Genomic DNA, 17551 nt, shown 5'->3' on the forward strand with positions numbered 1-17551 from the left:
GGGCAACGCCGGACACGGTCGTCAGATCGCACTTACCGATCGGACGGGGCTTGTGCAGTGCACTATAACACGGTCGTCAGATCGAAGCTGCCGATCGAACGGGCCTTGTGCAGTGCACTATATATGGTTTATCCGCGTGCCCAGCGCGACACCCTGTCGCCAGCGGATGTTTAATTGCTTGAGCGTTTTGTGTATGAAAGATTTCTGTAGGCCGTAACGTGCCGTCATGCTATGTGGGCGATTCTCGCAGGCACGGACGATGTCGAGATGGCCGCCTTGACAGTCTCCTCGCTGAAGCCCGCTCGACCTGGGCTACATTGCGCAGCTTGGAGGTGCGCTCTGCTTGGTTCTCGAGGAAGCACTTGCAGGGCGCCTCCAGGTAGACCGTCCGTTCTGCAGTGGGCGTCTTGCGCAGACGCGTATGGTCACCCACCAGACGGGTACGTTCACCTCGTCGATCGCATCAGAGAAGAGCAGATTGCCGGTCTTGGTGTTGGTGTTCGCAATTACTGCTAGCCGTGATCACAGATGCCGCTAGCGGCATAAATGCGCGAGAGGTCCGCCAGGCAAGGCCGGGAGCGATTATCACGTCGAGTCGACTGCGTTGCGTTCTTCACGCGTGAGCAGATGGGCAGCTATCTGGGGATCACCCTGGAAACGGTGAGCCGCGCGATGTCGCGGCTGCGCAAGCTTGACCTGGTCGAAGCCAGCGCCAAGGAAATCCGTATCACCGATTTCGCGGGCCTTCGCGAGCTGGTAGCGGGTGCCACGTTCTGGCCCGAGCGGTCCCGCCACCAGGCTTCGTAAGCGCTCGCCGGGTCGCCGGCACCGCGGGTCACGCGGCTACCGCAGAGCGAACGTCGGGAAGGCAGAGGGGCTAGTGCCCGTGCGCAGGTCTAAATCCGGCGCTGCCGCTTTTGGGTCGTTGATGCGTGGCGCTGTAGTGGAATCCGGCCGAGATGACAAAGAGGACGCCAGCTACCGGCCAGATATAGATTGCCAGGGAGAAGCAAATCCAGACCGCATCCTGCATCGAGTAGGCCGGGGCGGCCCAGAGGAAGAAGGCGACCGGCAGCAGCAGCAAGACCAATGCCGTCCACTTCAGGAAGCGTTCAACTACCCTTGCTTTTTTGAGCGTCTCTGCCTGCATGCCGGGCTCCATAAGGAATGGCAATGTGACGAAGAGTCGCACGGCGGGCTTCGTTCGAAAACTTGGTGAATTCCCTGGCCGAACTTCTACCAGTGCAGCACCAAGGCGACTACCGATGCCATGACAACAGCGCACGATTGACTCACGCGCACTGCCGGAGTCTGTTCTTGCGGGCAACCGACCCGCTCAGTCCGACAATCCCAAGGCGCCTTGACTTTTGCGGCCGTCGGTCGCGCCTGAGCATCGCCAGAACGCCGCCGCACCATGCTCGCCGCGCAGATGCGTCGCCGCGCAGATCCGCCATGCTGCATGAACGCACAGCCCGGCTGGGCGCGCGCCAGGCAAGGTTGCCATGAGCAGCGCACAGCCATGTTGCAGGACTGGGCGGACGTGCTCGACGAGTGGGCTGTCAGGGGCAACCACAGCCATGAAACCAGGGCGCGTCGGCTCTGCAGTCCTCGAGCCGAGATCGACGAGTCCGGCTGACCCGGCCACGACGCCTACTCGATCGGAACATTGAGCGTTATCTTGACCCGCTCCATCGCAACAAAGGTGCGGAAGCTCTTGACGTTACCTTCAGCGAAAAACAGCGAGCGGGTCAAAGCTGTGTACTCGGCCATATCCCGACAGCAAAGAATCAGAATGAAGTCGACGTCGCCGGTTACGTAGTAGCACTGTTGAACCTGTTCGCACGCTTCAAATCTCGCTCGCATCTCATCCAGTAGCTCGATCGCTTCATTCTCGGCGGACACGTGCGCAATGACCGTGATCCGCGCTCCTAACGCGTCAGGGTTCAGGACACTGCGGTCGGACGCAATCACGCCAGTACTGCGCAAGCGTTGCAGACGTCGCGCGACCGAAGGCACCGAGAGATTGATCTGCTGGCCAATTTCCCGGTGTGGCGTCTGATTGTTCCGCTGCACGATCTCCAGAATCTTCAGATCGAAGTCATCCAGCTCGAAATTGGGCCGACGGATAGGCATGAGAAATTTTCTCGTTTGAACATCAATAATAGATAACTTTTAAATGCAATGTCGAAATAAACTTTCTTCAACAAGCGTTATATCACACCGGTCGGGCCACGACAGATTCTCTCTCCAGCTTCAACGTGATACGGCAGCGCTTGCTTTTCCACGCGACACACATGGAGTCCAGCATGAAGCATCGTTCGTTTGCAGCCTGTCTGAAACTGGCCGCCGTCTCGGCAGCGGCCACCCTGGCGTGCGGCGCCGCCAACGCCTCAGCTACGCTGACTCCCGGCGTTCTGTCCGTCGGCAGTGACATGACGCTGCCGCCCCACACGTATCTCGACCACGGCAAGCCGGCGGGCTTCGATCCGGAATTCGTCGGCCGGGTCGCGTCATACATGAACGACACGACGAAGTTCGTCGATACGCGCTTTGCCAATCTGATTCTGGGTGTCACCGGCGCGCGTTACGACATCGTTGCATCGGCGCTCTATGTCACGCCGGAACGCAACAAGGTCGTCGATTTCGTGCCGTATTTCATGACGGGCGGCTCACTCATGGTGAGTTCATCCGGCGGGCTGAACCCGAAGACCGTTGGCGACCTGTGCGGAAAGCGAATCGGCTCGATCAAGGGTGCGGCATGGATCAAGTACATCAACGCGGCATCGGACAAGGCTTGTGTCGCGCAAGGCAAACCGCCCGTTCAGATGCGAGAGTACGAAACCTCCGCTGAGACTGCTCAGGCCATTCTTTCGCAAGGTATCGACGCACAGTACGAAGACGTTTCGATCGCCGGTCTTATCGTCGAACGTTCTGGCGGACGGCTGAAGATCACCTCGAACGGCCCGCTCGATCCTGTCGTCTGCGGCCTCGCGATGAAGAAAGGCAACACCGAACTGAAGTCGCAAATCGAGTCGGCGATCGCTCAAATGAAGGCGAAGGGTGAATACCAGGCGCTTCTGAAGAAGTACAACGTCGTTGCACCGACCGAGGCCGAAGTCGCCAAAGCACTGGGAACCGCTCAGTAGTCAGAGTCTCGGAACAGCAATCGGCTTACATCGCAGGAGACACCCATGGTTTTCGACTGGCATTACGCGCTCTCGCTACTGACCTACACGGATTTCTGGAATGCCGTGTGGCTGGTCATCAAACTGAGCCTGGCTTCGTGGCTCATCAGCATCGTGGCAGGCTTCCTTCTCGCGCTCGGGAAGCAGTCCACATGGCGACCAGTCGCATGGTTGTGCCGTAGCTACGTCTGGTTTTTCCGCAGCTTGCCGTTGCTCGTGCTGCTGATCTTCGTCTACAACCTCCCGCAGATCTTCCCGTGGACCGGCTCGTTCTTCTCCAACGCATTCTGGGCGGGGCTCATAGCCATGTCACTCAGCGAGACTGCGTATGTCGCGGAGATTCATCGAGGTGGCCTGGCCGGGGTGCAAAAGGGTCAGCTCGAGGCCGGGAAAGCGCTCGGAATCGGCTACCTCGGGCTGCAGCGGCTCGTCGTCCTGCCGCAGGCATTCCGAGTGGCCCTTCCGGCGCTCATCAACGAGTACATCAGCATGGTCAAGCTGACGTCGCTGGTGTCCGTCATCTCGCTCGAAGAGATCTTGCTGGTCGGCGAGCGTCTGTATACCCAGAACTTCAAGGTTCTGGAGACCATGCTCGCAGTGGCGATCTACTACGTCTTCATCGTGACGGTCTTCGGATTCCTGCTCAGCTACGTCGAGAAGCATCTGGATTTCACGCGCCGAAGCGGAGACGTCCACGCCGGCAACGCGGCCGTCTCGGACAAGGTCGTCCCGATTGTCGCGTCCGACCGGAAGCCGATGCCTGCTATCGAGGCAACCAATATCCATAAGCACTACGGCAACCACCACGTACTGAAGGGAATCGATCTGAAGGTGATGACTGGCGAAGTGATTTCGGTGATTGGGCCGTCGGGATCGGGCAAGACGTCGCTCATTCGGACACTCAACGGACTTGAATTGATCGACGACGGAGAAGTCCGGATGAACAGCAAGCCGTTTCTCTCGAATCACAAGATCTCTCATCAATCGCGCGCCGCGTATCACGAGGGGATTCTGCACATCGGCATGGTGTTCCAGAGCTTCAATCTCTTTCCTCACCGGACCGTCCTGGAGAATGTCACGCTCGCCCCTCAGTATCACTCGCGCCTCAAAGGCGAGATGCTGGAGCGCCACGGCTTGAAGCTGCTCAACAAGGTCGGCATGGGTGCGCATGCGTACAAGTATCCGCACCAGCTCTCGGGAGGCCAGCAACAGCGGGTCGCCATCGCACGTGCTCTGGCAATGGAGCCTTCCATCGTATTGTTCGACGAGCCTACGTCGGCCCTCGATCCCGAGCTGGTGGGCGAAGTGTTGCGCGTCATCGAAGACCTCGCCCGGGAAGGCATGACGATGATCATCGTCACGCATGAAATTGACTTCGCAATGAAAGTGTCCGACCGCATTCTCTTCATGGAGGGAGGCGTCGTCGCTCACGACATGACGCCCGCGCAGTACCGGGCCATGCCGCGCGAATCCCGCGTGGGCCGGTTCCTGAACGGATGCCGCGAAGAGCAGCTCACGGCCACGGCCTGATCACGGCCCCATCAGCTTCGACAGGAATAGACATGATGACTTCTTTGCCCTTCCCGATAAGCGAGTTCGATGCTCGCCTGGAGCGGACGCAGGCTGCAATGCGGAAGGCCGAAATGGATGCGTTAGTGCTGACCACGCCCGCGAACTTCCGGTATTTCACGGGGCTGGACAGCCAGTTCTGGGAAAGCCCCACGCGCCCGTGGTTCCTGATCGTTCCGGCCGCCGGCCCGACCCTCGCAGTCGTCCCGTCTATTGCAGAAGTCGTCGTGCAACAGTGTGTGGCCGGCAGCGTCATCAGTTGGCCTTCGCCTCGACCCGAGGATGAAGGCGTTTCCCTGCTGGCCTCTGCACTGAACGATCTGCCAAGGCGCTTCGGAAAGGTCGGATTCGAGCTGGGTCGGGAGTTTGCGTTACGCATGCCGGTTCTCGACTTTCTGCGGCTGCGTGACCTGTTGAAATCCGAGGCCGTCGACGGATCGCCGTGCATCTGGGAAGTGCGCAACATCAAGTCACAAGCTGAAATCGGGAAGATCCGCGAAGCCGGTCGGATCGTCAGCCGCTCCTTCGCATCCGTCACGGAGTCCGCGAGGCGAGGGATGACCGAGGCGCAGATAGCCCGCGATCTGACGGTGAATATTCTTCAGGGAGGCGCTCACACGGTTCCGTACATGGCGTGTGCATCGGGGCCCGGCGGATACGATCAGATCATCGCGCGCGGAAGCCGGCGAGAGTTGCAGGACGGCGACGTGCTGATCATCGACGTCGGCGCCACCATCGACGGATATTTCTGCGATTTCGACCGCAACTACGCGGTGGGAAAAATCTCCGACGATGCTCGCCGGGTTCACGATGCAGTCTGGGTCGCAACCGAAGTCGGGATCAACGCGGCCAGAGCCGGCACCCGGGTCCGGGATCTCTGGAAGGCAATGATGGACGTTCTCGAAGCGGCAGGTATGCGCGGAAACAGCGTCGGACGGCTCGGTCACGGACTCGGACTGCAAGTCACCGAGCCTCCATCGCACAGTGCAGCGGACGAGGCTGTGCTCGAGCCCGGTATGGTCATCACGATCGAACCCGGCATGGAGTACGCGCTGGGAAAGATGATCGTCCATGAAGAGAACATCGCCATTACGGAAGACGGCTTCGCCGAAGTCCTCACCGTTCGCGCGCCACGCGAGATGTGGACCATCAATTGAGCATCACGACGCGAGAAGAACCATGACGGACCTTACTTTCACTATCGACGAATACCGCACCAGGCTCGAACTGGTTCAGCGAGAACTGCGAGCTCGGGAGATCGACGTCGCGATTCTGGACGAGCCGGAAATGATGGGCTGGCTGTCCGGCTACTGGACGACTGAAAACCTGTGGCGCGCATGCGCAGTTCCGGCGACCGGCGAGCCCGTTCTGCTCGTGAGAAGACTGGATATGGCGCCCGCCAGGGAGCGGAGCTGGTTCAAGCACATCGTCGGCTTTCTCGACTGGGAAGATCCGCTGCCGCTTCTGGTTGGTACAGCCCGATCGCTGGGTTTCGCGCTGGAACGTGTGGCTGTCGACTTTCAGTCGCACTCGTTCACAGTGGCAAGGATGAGAGACCTGCGCGCGCTACTTCCGCACTCGGATATTCATGATCTAAACCGCTCGCTCTGGGATCTGCGCCGTTGCAAATCCGAAGAAGAAATCGCACTGATGCGGCGAGCTTCCGCGCTCGTCGATCAGGCGCTGGAACATGCGGTTTCTTCTATTGCTGAGGGTGTGCTTCCTCGCATCGTGGCAGCTGAGACGGCAGCGCAAGTGTACAGGCTGGGTTTCGACGACGGATTCATCGGCCCGATTACCGTCGCGACGGGTTGGGATTCGCTGCACGGATTCATGCCCGAGCGGCCTTTGAAATCCGGGGACCTGGTTCATATCGAACTGTTGCCGCGTCTGCGGGGATACTCCGCTCGCATCATGCGGTGCGTGGCCGTGGGCGGCGCCAGTTCCGATCAAAGGCGGATAACGAAGCTGCTTGCCGAGATCCAGGATCGGCAAATCGAGGCGATGCAGCCGGGAGCGGTTGCTTCCGAAGTAGACAGCATCGTCCGCCGGGGCGTCGTCGAAGCCGGCCTGCGTGAATCCTACGAGAACATCACCGGATACACGCTTGGCCTGACGCCGATCACTACTCAGCGGACCAGCGATCTTCATCGTTGCTTCACGCCGAAGGCTGACTGGAAACTCGAAGCAGGCATGGTGTTTCATGTCTACACCTCAGCGGCAGGGATCGCGCTAAGCGAGACGGTCGTCGTCAGGGAGGAGGGTGGAGAACGATTGACGCGTTCCCCGCGCGTTCTCTTCGAGCGGTGAGAGACGGCCATGTGAATCGAAGCCTGTTGAAACGTCGAGAAAATCTCTCGTTTACAGGGCGAAAATAGAGACGTTATTGCCGGCCTGCTGAAATATTATTGTGTCTGACGTGCGTTGTTTGCACACGCTATTTATTCGGCAAACCAAGGATCATCGCGTGCCTTTGACGGCACCTCATTTGGAGTAAAACGCAGCCATGCTGATGAAAAATCCCCAGGCGTCCCGCAGCGCCTATCCAGAAGACCTGCGCGAAGTCTTGAACATCAAGTCGGCACAGGAAAGCGGTATCTGGCTCTCGCACTGGGATCAGATCAGCAGGTCAGCGACGCCGCTGTGGGATCTTCCGGACGCAGCGGAAACTGTCGGGATTGCACAGTTGTGTCTCAAGGACGAATCGGTCCGCTCGCCTCTTGGCAGCTTCAAGGCGCTCGGCGCACCGGTCGCGTTGATGCGCCTCATCGCTCGCCTCTGGGGTTCGGAAGCTTCGTTCGATCCGCGCGTATTGATCAATGGCGGCTACTCTGGCTTGCTGGAGGGTCTCACTGTGATCAGCGCAACTGATGGCAATCACGGAAAGTCGCTTGCGGCAGCCGCGCAGGCCATCGGATGTCGCTGTGTGATCGTGCTGCACGCCAACGTGAGCGTCGAGCGTGAAAAATCGATTGCGGCATACGACGCCGAGATCATTCGGATTTCGGGCAACTACGATGAATCGGTCGAGCATGCAGCGCATCTCGCGCAGACGAACGGGTGGCATGTGGTATCCGACACCTCTTACGAAGGTTACGAAGAGATCCCACGCGATGTGATGCAAGGCTATGGTGTCATTCCCGACGAAGTTGTGGCTCAACTCGAAAGCTCGCCGTCGAAAGCCCCGTTCACGCATGTTTTCCTGCAGGGCGGCGTGGGCGGTCTCGCGGCCGGGATCGCCACGTATCTGTGGGAGCACTATGGCGTTCAACGCCCCACTTTCATCGTGGTCGAGCCTCAACAGGCGGATTGCCTCTATCAGAGCGCGATCAAAGGCTACGCGACGACGGCCACCGGGTCGGTCGACTCCGTGATGGCAGGTCTGGCCTGCGGTGAAACGTCTCCGCTCGCGTGGAAGTTCCTTCAGCCGTGCGTCGACTATTTCATGACGATTTCAGATGATGACGCGGTGAAGGCGATGCAGACACTCGCACGAGGCACCGAAAGGGATGCGCCGCTGGTCGTCGGCGAGTCCGGAGCGGCGGGGTTCGCCGGCCTGACGCTATTGGCGCGAAACCCGGAGCAGGCTCGCGCAGTCGGGCTGACGCCGGAGTCTCGGGTGCTGGTCATCAGCACGGAAGGCGCCACGGCACCCAACACCTATTCCGAACTCGTTGGAGAGTCCGCTCAATCCGTGCTGGCGCGCCAGCATGAGTGGATGCAAGGCTGCACCGTACGGTGATGACGATGAACGCCACTATTGAAACAGGTCACGAGCTGGATCGCCCGTTGCAGGACAGTTTGCGCAGTTGGAGACATCACCTCCACCAGAATCCGGAGACGGGTTTCGAAGAGGTCCGAACCTCCGACTATGTCGCGCGGATTCTTTCGGCGCTCGGCCTCGAGGTGCATCGCAATATCGGCGGGACCGGGCTGGTTGCAAATCTGAAGGTCGGCAACGGCGCCCGGGCCATCGGCATACGTGCCGACATGGATGCTCTGGAGATCGCGGAGAAAGCGCCTGGCCGGACCTATGCTTCTTGCACTCCGGGAAAAATGCACGCATGCGGTCATGACGGGCACATGGCCATGGTTCTCGGGGCCGCGCGTCTGCTCGCCGAGCGCAAGGACTTCGACGGCACCGTCCGATTCATCTTTCAGCCCGGCGAAGAGCACGGTCGTGGTGCGAAGGCAATGATGGCGGATGGTCTGTTCGAACGCTTTCCAGTCGATGCCATCTTCGGCGCGCACAACATGCCCGGAATGGCTGCCGGGACTTTCGCGACCCGTCGAGGCGGGATCATGGCGAGCGAGGACAACTTCGTCATTGTCGTCAAAGGGCGAGGCACGCACGCCGCGCGTCCCCATATGGGAGTCGATCCAATCGTCGTCGCATCCCAGATCGTCCTTGCTCTCCAGACGGTCGTTTCGCGTAACCTCGATCCGAGTCTTTCGGCCGTTATCTCCTGCACCGAGTTCATCACAGATGGATTGCGCAACGTCGTTCCATCGACGGTAACGATCAAAGGAGACACGCGTAGCTATCTTCCCGAGGTGCAACGCCTTCTCGAAACACGGATGCGCGAGATCAGTGAAGGTATCTGCCGGACGAACGGCATCGAGTGCGAGTTCAGCTATACCCATGAGTTCGCCCCGACCGTCAACAGCGCCGAGTTCGTGGAGACCGCGGTGACGGCGGCGATCAACGTCGCCGGTGCTGAAAAAGTCGACGCCAATGTGCAACCGATGATGATTTCCGAGGACTTCGGCGCCTTCCTTCAGGTTGTCCCGGGCAACTTCATTTTCATCGGTAACGGTGATTCGTCGCAACGCGGCAATGTCCCGTTGCACAACGCCACCTATGACTTCAACGACGACATTCTCGATACGGGTGCGCGTTACTTCGCGGAAGTCTCCCGGGTAGCGCTTGCCGGCGAGTAAGCGCCCGCCGCGGTCCATGCAACTGTAAATTGGCTCTGAAGACACGATGAACGAAACAGGCGATCGGCAGGCAGCCATCAGACTGGCAGAAGCGGCTTTCGACTCCGGCGAGTTTCTCCACGACCTCGAACGACGCGTGGCATACCGGACAGAAAGCCAGGATCCCGCGCGTGTGCCGACGCTGCTTTCTTATCTCTCGGAGGATATCGCGCCGACACTCCAGCGGCTCGGCTTCGAGACGCGATGCGTGCGCAATCCTTCCGATGTGGAAGCGCCCATGCTCCTCGCCTCGCGCTGGGAGAGCGATTCACTGCCCACGGTCGTCACGTACGCGCATGGCGACGTGGTGCGAGGCTACGATGCGCAATGGCGCCCCGGGCTGGAGCCCTGGCGCGTCGTGGTCGAAGGCGATCGCTGGTACGGCCGGGGGACCGCGGACAACAAAGGGCAGCACTCGATCAATCTGGCCGCCCTTGCAGCGGTGATCGAAGCACGGCGCGGCAAGCTCGGCTACAACGTGAAAATGATCTTTGAAACCGGTGAAGAGATTGATTCGCCGGGCCTCGACGCGTTGTGTGCCGCCGAACGCGAATTTCTCGCAGGGGACCTGTTCATCGCGTCTGATGGGCCACGCGTGTCGGCCGAGCGTCCGACGGTCTTCCTCGGGTCGCGAGGCGAGTTGAACTTTGAACTGACGGTCGCGTTACGCGAAGGTGGCCATCACTCGGGGAACTGGGGCGGCATCCTTCGAAATCCTGCGACGGTGCTGGCGAGCGCCATTTCGTCGATCGTCGATCACAACGGACGGCTGTCGGTCAAGGAGCTTCTGCCTCCGCCCATACCGGACGCCGTACGCGATGCTATTGCCGACATCCGGATTGGCGAGGACAGCAATGCGCCTTACATCGACCCTGCCTGGGGACAGCCGGACCTGACGATTGCGCAACGGGTTCTCGCATGGAACACGATCGAAGTCCTGGCATTCACCGCCGGCAATCCCGAGGCTCCCGTCGGCGCCATTCCCCCTGTTGCCAAGGCTTTTTGCCAGATGCGGTTCGTCGTCGGAACGGACTGGAAAAATGCCGGGCAACACCTTGCGAGTCACCTGGAAAAATGCGGTATCAAGGATGTTCAGGTGACAGTGACGTCGGTATCCAAAGCGACGCGCCTCGACGTCAATCATCCCTGGGTGAACTGGGCGATGACATCGATCGAGCACACCAGTGGCAAGCGTCCCGCTCTCATCCCCAATCTCGGCGGGACCGTGCCTAACGCCATATTCGCAGAGACGCTCGGCTTGCCGACACTATGGATTCCACATTCCTATCCCGCCTGTTCGCAACATGCTCCGAACGAACACATGCTTGCGTCGGTCGCTCGTGAAGCAATCGCACTGATGGCGGGCGTGTGGTGGGATCTCGGAGAAGGCGCGGCTGCGTCGATAGCATCAGCACAGGGGCTGCGCGGGCTACATGGACGCCGCGATGCGTGATTTTCTGGTCGACCGCGACACCGCAGCCGCCGTGGTGCTCGATAGCTCACCTCGCGCGGCGACCCTGTTCGTCGATCCGACGGGTGCACCGCTTGGCGATGCGCTGTGCGACGAGGAGGGCGTTGCGTATGCGGAGTTCGATCTGAACCGCTGCATCGAGCCGAAACAGTTTCACGATGTCGTCGGCTACTACAACCGCTATGACGTATTCGCGCTGACCGTGGATCGTACGCGTCAGGAGCCGGTCACGTGGCGCGAGCGCGTCGCCGCAGGCACGCCAGCCGAAGCCGATCACACGAATCATGAAAGCGACTGACGCAGTACGAATCACCCATGCCGGATACTTCCTGCGGATACCCGATCGTGGGGTTCACGCGCTGACCGACTATGTGACCGACGACGACACGCTGTTTGTCGTCACGCACATGGCGCTGATCGACGTCGACCCTGGCGCGTGGTCTCTGCAGATCGGCGGCATGGTCGGTAACCCATGCGCGATTTCGCTCGACCGGATACTGGCTTTGCCCCAGCACGACGTGGTGTCGGTGCATGAATGCGCGGGCAGCCCGCTTACGCCGAAAGAGGCCAGGCGGCGAGTGGGCAACGTGATCTGGAGCGGCCCGCGTCTGTCCGACGTCCTCGATCTCTGTGGCGTTCAGGCGGGCTCTTCATATGTCTGGAGCGAAGGCCTGGAGTGGGGAGAGTTCGCGGGTATCAGGGATGAGCCGTTCGTAAAGGATCTTCCGTTGGAGAAGGCCCTTGCACCCGAAGTGCTGCTCGCCGTGGCCATGAACGGCAAGCCGTTGGGAGCCGAGCGCGGCGGCCCGGTTCGACTCGTCGTACCGGGATGGTATGGCACGAACTCCGTGAAATGGGTGGGCAAGATCACGTTGTCGGACACGCGCGCGCCGGGCCCGTATACCACCCGCTTTTACAACGATCTCACGCCAGCCGGGCCGCGACCGGTGTGGGCGATCGCGCCGGAAAGCGTGATGGTGTCACCGGCCGACAACGGCCTCGTGCCCGCTGGACAGAGACCCGACATCGAAGGTTGGGCCTGGGCGGACGCCGGTGTGACACGGGTGGAAATCAGTGTCGACGGCGCTCGAAAGTGGGCTGCAGCCGAGCTCGAGGCGCGGCGCGATTTCGGCTGGCAACGCTTCACGCTTTCATGGACTCCCGCCGCCGGCGAGCATCGGCTGTCGTGCCGATGCTTCGATGCGCAGGGTGCCGGACAACCGGCAGCATCCGCGCGAAACGAAGTTCATTCGATTGTCGTCCGTGCCGTTTGAGCTCGACGCCCGCGTCCGTCCTCTCGTGTCGGCTGTCAGTTTTGACGTTTAACCGCGAACACGCACATGCCAAAAGATCTCAGCACCAGACTCATTCACGATGACTACGTTCCGCCCGCCGGTTATCGAGCCGTTCCGCCCGGTGTGTTCAAAGGGTCCACGGTCCTGTTTCCGGATGCCGCTACCGTGCGCGAACGCGTAAAGGCTTTTGGCTTGCGGGACGGATACAGCTACGGTCTGTACGGTACTCCGACGACCTATACGCTCGAACAGCGCCTGTGCGCACTGGAAGGGGCGCGCCATTGCCTGCTGGGGCCCAGCGGGCAGGCGGCGATCGCGCTGGTCAATCTTGGCCTGCTCGCAACCGGCGACGAGCTGTTGCTGCCTTCCAACGTGTATGGGCCTGCCTTGCGTCATGCACGTACCACGTTACCGCCCCTCGGCATCACGCACCAGTGTTATGACCCGATGGATGCCATCGACCTTGCCCGCAAGCTGGGGCCGCGAACGAAGCTGGTCTGGGTCGAAGCACCAGGTTCGATCACCATGGAGTTTCCCGATCTTCGCAAGCTGGTGGCGATCGCGAAAGAACAGGGCGCAGTCGTCGCGCTTGACAATACCTGGGGAGCGGGGGTTGCGTTCAAACCATTCGAAATCGGTGTGGACATCAGCATCCACGCGCTGACGAAATACCCTTCGGGCGGCGCCGATGTCCTGATGGGTTCGGTGACAACCAATGACGATGCGCTCCATGAGCGGCTTCGCGTGACGTATCTGGATCTGGGCATGGGGGTCGGCGCGAACGATGTTGAACTCGTGCTGCGCGGCCTCCCGACTCTCGAGGCGCGCTACCGCCTGCATGACGCGACCACTCGCGACCTGGCCTCATGGATGGCCGGGCAACCGGCTGTGCGGCAGGTGCTTCATCCGGCGCTTGAATCGAGCCCAGGGCACGAACACTGGGCTTCACATTGCAGCCTTGCAGCGGGACTCTTTTCTGTGCTGTTCGACAGCACCTACACGCCGGCACAGGTCGATACGTTTTGCGACCACCTTGATCTGTTCGGAATCGGGCTTTCGTGGGGCGGTCCGATGAGTCTCGTGATGCCGTACGAACTTCCATGCATTCGCAGCGGCAACGCGTGCTATGAAGGTCACCTGGTCCGCTTTTCGATTGGTCTGGAGAGTGCCGACGATCTGCGGGAAGATCTGGCGCAGGCTTTGAAAGCTGGTTTTGGAGCGTGAGTTTCGCTCTGGCGCAGCCGTGTCTTCACATGCGCCGATGTGCTATCAACACGGCCCCCAGGACGAGAAAGCCGACCCCAAGCACCGAGGGAACACTAATTCGTGGCGCCTCGAGCGTAGCCGTCTTGAAGGTATCGAAGAGCAGGCCTGCGACGAGTTGGCTCGCCACAATGACGGCAATGGTCGCTGCCGCGCCGACTTTCTGGTAGCCGATGATCCCGGCAAAGACGAAGAACGATCCGAACAGACCCGGCAGGATAGCCCACGGGCGAACCGCGCTAACGGCTTCCAGGATTCCGTTCAGCCCGCTTCGCATCAACAGCGTAGTCAGAAGGAGCGCGAGGCCGATGCTCGAGTTGATCACCAGGGTGATCAACACCGTCGACACGGTTTCGGTGATGCGTACCATCAGGACGTTCTGCACGACGACAGCGATTCCCGCCGCGACCAGAAGGGCGATCGTGAAATAGGTGTTCACCGGATGGGTCCTGTGTGATCGATGCACGGGTCAAGCGGGCACGGTCAGCCGTGAGCTTGCCTCCACTTCTGCCGGCGGCAGTGCGTCTAGCCGTCAACCGGATGAGCGGGCGTATCCAGCAGCAATTGATAGAACGCCAGGTCGAGCCAGCGGCCGAACTTGAAGCCGACGTGGGGTAGCGTGCCAACGTGCCGGAAGCCAAGCCGTTCATGCAGGGCGATGCTTCCGGCATTGGTCGAATCGATGCCGCCGATCAACGCATGCAGATCGTTCTGTCGAGCCGCGGCGACGATTTCCTGCATCACCACGCGCCCCAGCCCCCGGCCACGCTGGTCCTTCTGCACGTAGACGGAATGTTCGACCGTATACTTGTTGGCCGGGAACGGCCGAAACGAGCCGTAACTGCCGAAAGCCAGCAGTTTTCCATCGTTATCCTCAACACCGATAACCGGAAAACCACCTGCCTTTTTGGCATCGAACCAGCCGGCCATGGTCTGCATGGTCCGGGGCTTGTACTCGTAGAGCGCGGTGGAATTGAGGATCGCGTCGTTGAAGATATCCAGAATTTCATCGGCGTGCCGATCGAAGGTGCAGGGCACGATGGAGTGGTCGCTCATCACGCTTTCCTTGAATTGGTTGGACGGGTCGTCAGGGCTACCGCATAGCGCGCCTGCTTCCGACTCGAGTTGCGAAAAACGAGGGGTTGATCCAGCACCATGGCAAGGCAGTCGCCCGTCTGTAACTGCCAGGTCCTGTCTCCCAAGGTGACTTCCATTTCCCCTTCCAGCATCCAAACCTGCTGATGCGTCACCAGGCTGCGCATCACGTTCTCGAACGCGACGCTTTTGCCCGGCGGGAAGATGACCTCGACCAGTTCGATTGGCGATGCATATCCACCTGGCGACACATGCCGGCGAACGTAGCCGGACGCAGGATCTTTCCAGACGTGTTGTTGCGACAGGCGCGCAAGCGGTTCTGCCGCCGCGCTTCCGGACTCATCCGAAAACAGGGTGGCCAGCGTGACGTTCAGAGCGTCTGCCAGCTTCGCGAGCACGGCGGCCGTCGGGCTGGTTTCCTGACGTTCAATCAACGAAATCATCGAGCGGCTGACTCCGCTCGACTCAGCCAGTTCGTCCAGTGTGTAGCCGCGGACTTTGCGCAGATCGCGAACACGGTTGGCAATCAGGGCGTCGATGTTCATGGTTCCAGTATAATGGATATTTATTCCAATGCAATAGCCTCTCGCCGTTGTTCTGTGGCCGGCAAGTGATGGTCTGGTGGTCCCGTCCATCGGCAAGTTCGCGCGAGACTGCGGCTGATGCGTATTCGCGCGATTCGCGCGTACAGATCAATGGCGAGCGACGGGCAAGTCTCGCGTCGCGTTGGCGCCTCCCTCGCGACTCATGTCAGGAAGCTGGGAACGTTTCCGGCCTCGAAAAAAACAGCGGGCGTGTGAGCGCCGTGTGCTCAGCCATGTCAAGGGTGCAGAGAATCAGAATGAAATCGACGTCACGGATGACGTAATAGCATTGCTGTACTTGAGGACATGCCTCGAACCGGGCTTTCATCGGATCGACCAGTGCGATCGCTTCGTTTTCCACGGGCGCGTGCGCGATAACCGTCACCCGCGAGCCGAAGGTGTCGGGATTGAGTTCGCTTCGATCGGCCGCAATGACCAGCTAGCCACGGTAACCCGCGCCTTATCACGGTAAACGTCAGGGAACGGGTGCCGCGTGCGGAAGCGGGAAGGGTGGTGTTTGGCAACTGATCGGCCAACGCTGACGTTCAACTCGGCGGTCGTGAGCAACGCGTCCCGTGATTCGTCGCCGAATCTGGTGCGTCCTCACGGCGAACAAAAGCTGCAACGTGGTGGACGTTTGCCAGTAAAAGGCGAACAGTAGGGGCGCCCGCCGAGGTCTACGGCACTCCCGCTCCCCGCAACGCCGCGCAACATACCCGGTATCTGCACTGGGATGACGATCAGCAGCATCGGCAAGCGTAGTAAGTACCGCTGCAATTGGCAACGCAAGATAAACGCAACATAGTCGCACGACGACAGAGAACTTCTTACGCCGGGGCGGGATCTCTTCCCGTCTTGGGTGAACCCTCAAATCTTGCCGCCAACCCTTTTGGAATGTACGGAGGTTCTTGATTCTCAGCGGCGTCCGTTTCCGAACACCTCAGCAGCAGTGCCCGATGGGCAGCTTTTTGATCTGCATCAACTCACCCGGCGCCGATTAGAGGTGTCATAAAAAAGAAATCTTTGGGTCTGGCTGCGAACCCGTACTCAGCGTGTCATGCAAGACGCCCGGTCTTCTGACAAATGATGATCCGGCTGGATGGCGCCGTTGGCGGTCCGCAGTCAGCGGCACTCGTGACCAGGTTGGCCATTCTCGTTCGAGGCCGGGTCGCCCAGCCAGCGCAATCCTGCACGGCCCAAGTTCAATCGATGCGGGCGCCTTGCCTGGATTTTCGCTGGTGGTAGTCCGGAGGCGATATGCAGATCTACCGTGTGGATGAACCTCGGCTAGGGGCATTGCGTGTACGCGAATGGCGGCACCGCGCCCGGCATGCGCTCGCCCTGCTTCTCCTACTGCTGACAGTTGTCGCCACGGGGCTGACGCTGCTCGATGACTCGAAGGCGCCGCTGCCGACGAAGGTGTTCCATGCGCTGTGGGACGGCGTGAACCTTGTCACCACGCTCGGCGATTTTTCCGATTTCGACGAGCGCCAAAAGTTCTTCATGCTCGCCGCCATGCTGGCGACGATGCTGGTCGCAGCCTTCGCCATTTCTATGCTCACGGGGCTGCTTTCGGGCGACGACGTGATGGTATATCGGGAGAACAGAGCGATGGAACGGAAACTCGAGCGACTATCCGACCATGTCGTCGTGGTCGGTTTCCACGGCCTCGGCGAGACGATCGCAGAGCGCTTGCGGGCGGCGGGCGAGACCGTCCTCGTTCTTGCTGTGGATGAAGCCGCCGCTAACCGGGCCTCGGACCGCGGCCACCTCGTCCTGCTCGGCGCGCGAGACGTCTTCGACGACGTGATGAGGCGTGCGCAGCTCGAACGCGCAAAAGCCGTGATCGTGACGTCGCCCGACGCGAACGACAACCTCGTGATCACGCTGATGGCGCGCACAATGAACCCGTCGTTGACGATCATCGTGCCCGGCGAGAACGACTTGAGAAAGACTCTGCTGAAGACCGCCGGCGCCTCCGAAGTCGTGATCGCGGAGGACCTGCTGGCAAGCGCCATCCTCGACAAACTCACGCTCCACACAAAGGTGGCGCCATGAAGCGGGCTGCTTCGGCCAATGCGGCCGCTCGCCGTTTTCCGTCCTAAAAGG

Annotated in this window: 18 protein-coding genes; 12 read left to right on the forward strand and 6 right to left on the reverse strand. The window is 60.4% G+C overall.

The window, feature by feature from the left end:
* Window positions 1-546 precede the first annotated feature (546 nt).
* Complete coding sequence (locus tag L0U84_RS07360) at window positions 547-807, forward strand: helix-turn-helix domain-containing protein (RefSeq protein ID WP_267939520.1); 261 nt, start codon at window positions 547-549, stop codon at window positions 805-807.
* 70 nt (window positions 808-877) lie between these two features.
* On the opposite strand, the gene L0U84_RS07365 is transcribed toward L0U84_RS07360, so the two are convergent.
* Complete coding sequence (locus tag L0U84_RS07365; protein WP_233848915.1) at window positions 878-1150, reverse strand: hypothetical protein; 273 nt, start codon at window positions 1148-1150, stop codon at window positions 878-880.
* A 500-nt stretch (window positions 1151-1650) separates the two neighbouring features.
* Complete coding sequence (locus L0U84_RS07370; protein ID WP_233848916.1) at window positions 1651-2133, reverse strand: Lrp/AsnC family transcriptional regulator; 483 nt, start codon at window positions 2131-2133, stop codon at window positions 1651-1653.
* 173 nt (window positions 2134-2306) lie between these two features.
* Here L0U84_RS07370 and L0U84_RS07375 point away from each other — a divergent pair, with 173 nt between their 5' ends.
* The 10 genes from L0U84_RS07375 (at window position 2307) to L0U84_RS07420 (ending at window position 13724) form a co-directional block, all read left to right on the forward strand.
* Window positions 2307-3146: a transporter substrate-binding domain-containing protein gene (locus L0U84_RS07375; protein ID WP_233848920.1), complete on the forward strand. Its 840-nt coding sequence runs from the start codon at window positions 2307-2309 to the stop codon at window positions 3144-3146.
* Window positions 3147-3191: 45 nt separating this feature from the next.
* The gene (locus tag L0U84_RS07380; RefSeq protein ID WP_233848922.1) at window positions 3192-4715 is read left to right on the forward strand and encodes an amino acid ABC transporter permease/ATP-binding protein; all 1524 of its coding nucleotides are present in this window, start codon (window positions 3192-3194) and stop codon (window positions 4713-4715) included.
* Between the two features lie 32 nt (window positions 4716-4747).
* A complete protein-coding gene (locus L0U84_RS07385) occupies window positions 4748-5911 on the forward strand; it encodes a M24 family metallopeptidase (RefSeq protein ID WP_233848925.1) in 1164 nt (387 codons plus the stop codon).
* A 22-nt stretch (window positions 5912-5933) separates the two neighbouring features.
* On the forward strand, window positions 5934-7064 hold the full coding sequence (locus L0U84_RS07390) for a M24 family metallopeptidase (RefSeq protein ID WP_233848926.1): 1131 nt from the start codon (window positions 5934-5936) through the stop codon (window positions 7062-7064).
* Window positions 7065-7260: 196 nt separating this feature from the next.
* On the forward strand, window positions 7261-8496 hold the full coding sequence (locus tag L0U84_RS07395) for a diaminopropionate ammonia-lyase (protein WP_233848927.1): 1236 nt from the start codon (window positions 7261-7263) through the stop codon (window positions 8494-8496).
* Between the two features lie 5 nt (window positions 8497-8501).
* On the forward strand, window positions 8502-9695 hold the full coding sequence (locus L0U84_RS07400) for a M20 aminoacylase family protein (protein ID WP_442793981.1): 1194 nt from the start codon (window positions 8502-8504) through the stop codon (window positions 9693-9695).
* A 46-nt stretch (window positions 9696-9741) separates the two neighbouring features.
* A complete protein-coding gene (locus L0U84_RS07405) occupies window positions 9742-11187 on the forward strand; it encodes a M20 family metallopeptidase (RefSeq protein ID WP_233848928.1) in 1446 nt (481 codons plus the stop codon).
* Window positions 11180-11503, forward strand: a complete 324-nt coding sequence (locus L0U84_RS07410) for a hypothetical protein (protein ID WP_233848929.1) — start codon at window positions 11180-11182, stop codon at window positions 11501-11503. The genes L0U84_RS07405 and L0U84_RS07410 overlap by 8 nt, the downstream gene beginning before the upstream one ends.
* A gap of 73 nt (window positions 11504-11576) precedes the next feature.
* Window positions 11577-12479 carry a molybdopterin-dependent oxidoreductase gene (locus tag L0U84_RS07415; protein WP_233848930.1) on the forward strand — a complete coding sequence of 301 codons (903 nt, stop codon included), beginning with the start codon at window positions 11577-11579 and terminating at the stop codon, window positions 12477-12479.
* Between the two features lie 66 nt (window positions 12480-12545).
* Window positions 12546-13724 carry an aminotransferase class I/II-fold pyridoxal phosphate-dependent enzyme gene (locus tag L0U84_RS07420; RefSeq protein WP_233848931.1) on the forward strand — a complete coding sequence of 393 codons (1179 nt, stop codon included), beginning with the start codon at window positions 12546-12548 and terminating at the stop codon, window positions 13722-13724.
* Between the two features lie 25 nt (window positions 13725-13749).
* Here the strand turns inward: L0U84_RS07420 and L0U84_RS07425 are convergent, their stop codons facing one another.
* From L0U84_RS07425 to L0U84_RS07440, 4 genes are all read right to left on the reverse strand, one after another.
* Complete coding sequence (locus tag L0U84_RS07425; RefSeq protein WP_233848933.1) at window positions 13750-14202, reverse strand: DMT family transporter; 453 nt, start codon at window positions 14200-14202, stop codon at window positions 13750-13752.
* 86 nt (window positions 14203-14288) lie between these two features.
* Window positions 14289-14819 carry a GNAT family N-acetyltransferase gene (locus L0U84_RS07430; RefSeq protein WP_233848934.1) on the reverse strand — a complete coding sequence of 177 codons (531 nt, stop codon included), beginning with the start codon at window positions 14817-14819 and terminating at the stop codon, window positions 14289-14291.
* On the reverse strand, window positions 14819-15403 hold the full coding sequence (locus tag L0U84_RS07435; protein WP_233848936.1) for a helix-turn-helix domain-containing protein: 585 nt from the start codon (window positions 15401-15403) through the stop codon (window positions 14819-14821). Before L0U84_RS07435 ends, L0U84_RS07430 begins: the two co-directional genes overlap by 1 nt.
* A 205-nt stretch (window positions 15404-15608) precedes the next feature.
* Window positions 15609-15803: an Lrp/AsnC family transcriptional regulator gene (locus L0U84_RS07440; protein WP_233848938.1), complete on the reverse strand. Its 195-nt coding sequence runs from the start codon at window positions 15801-15803 to the stop codon at window positions 15609-15611.
* A gap of 896 nt (window positions 15804-16699) precedes the next feature.
* Here L0U84_RS07440 and L0U84_RS07445 point away from each other — a divergent pair.
* Window positions 16700-17500 (forward strand): potassium channel family protein, encoded by an 801-nt coding sequence (locus L0U84_RS07445; RefSeq protein WP_233848940.1) that lies wholly within the window; start codon window positions 16700-16702, stop codon window positions 17498-17500.
* Window positions 17501-17551 lie beyond the last annotated feature (51 nt).

The organism is Paraburkholderia sp. HD33-4 (assembly GCF_021390635.1).
Classification (GTDB): Bacteria; Pseudomonadota; Gammaproteobacteria; order Burkholderiales; family Burkholderiaceae; genus Paraburkholderia.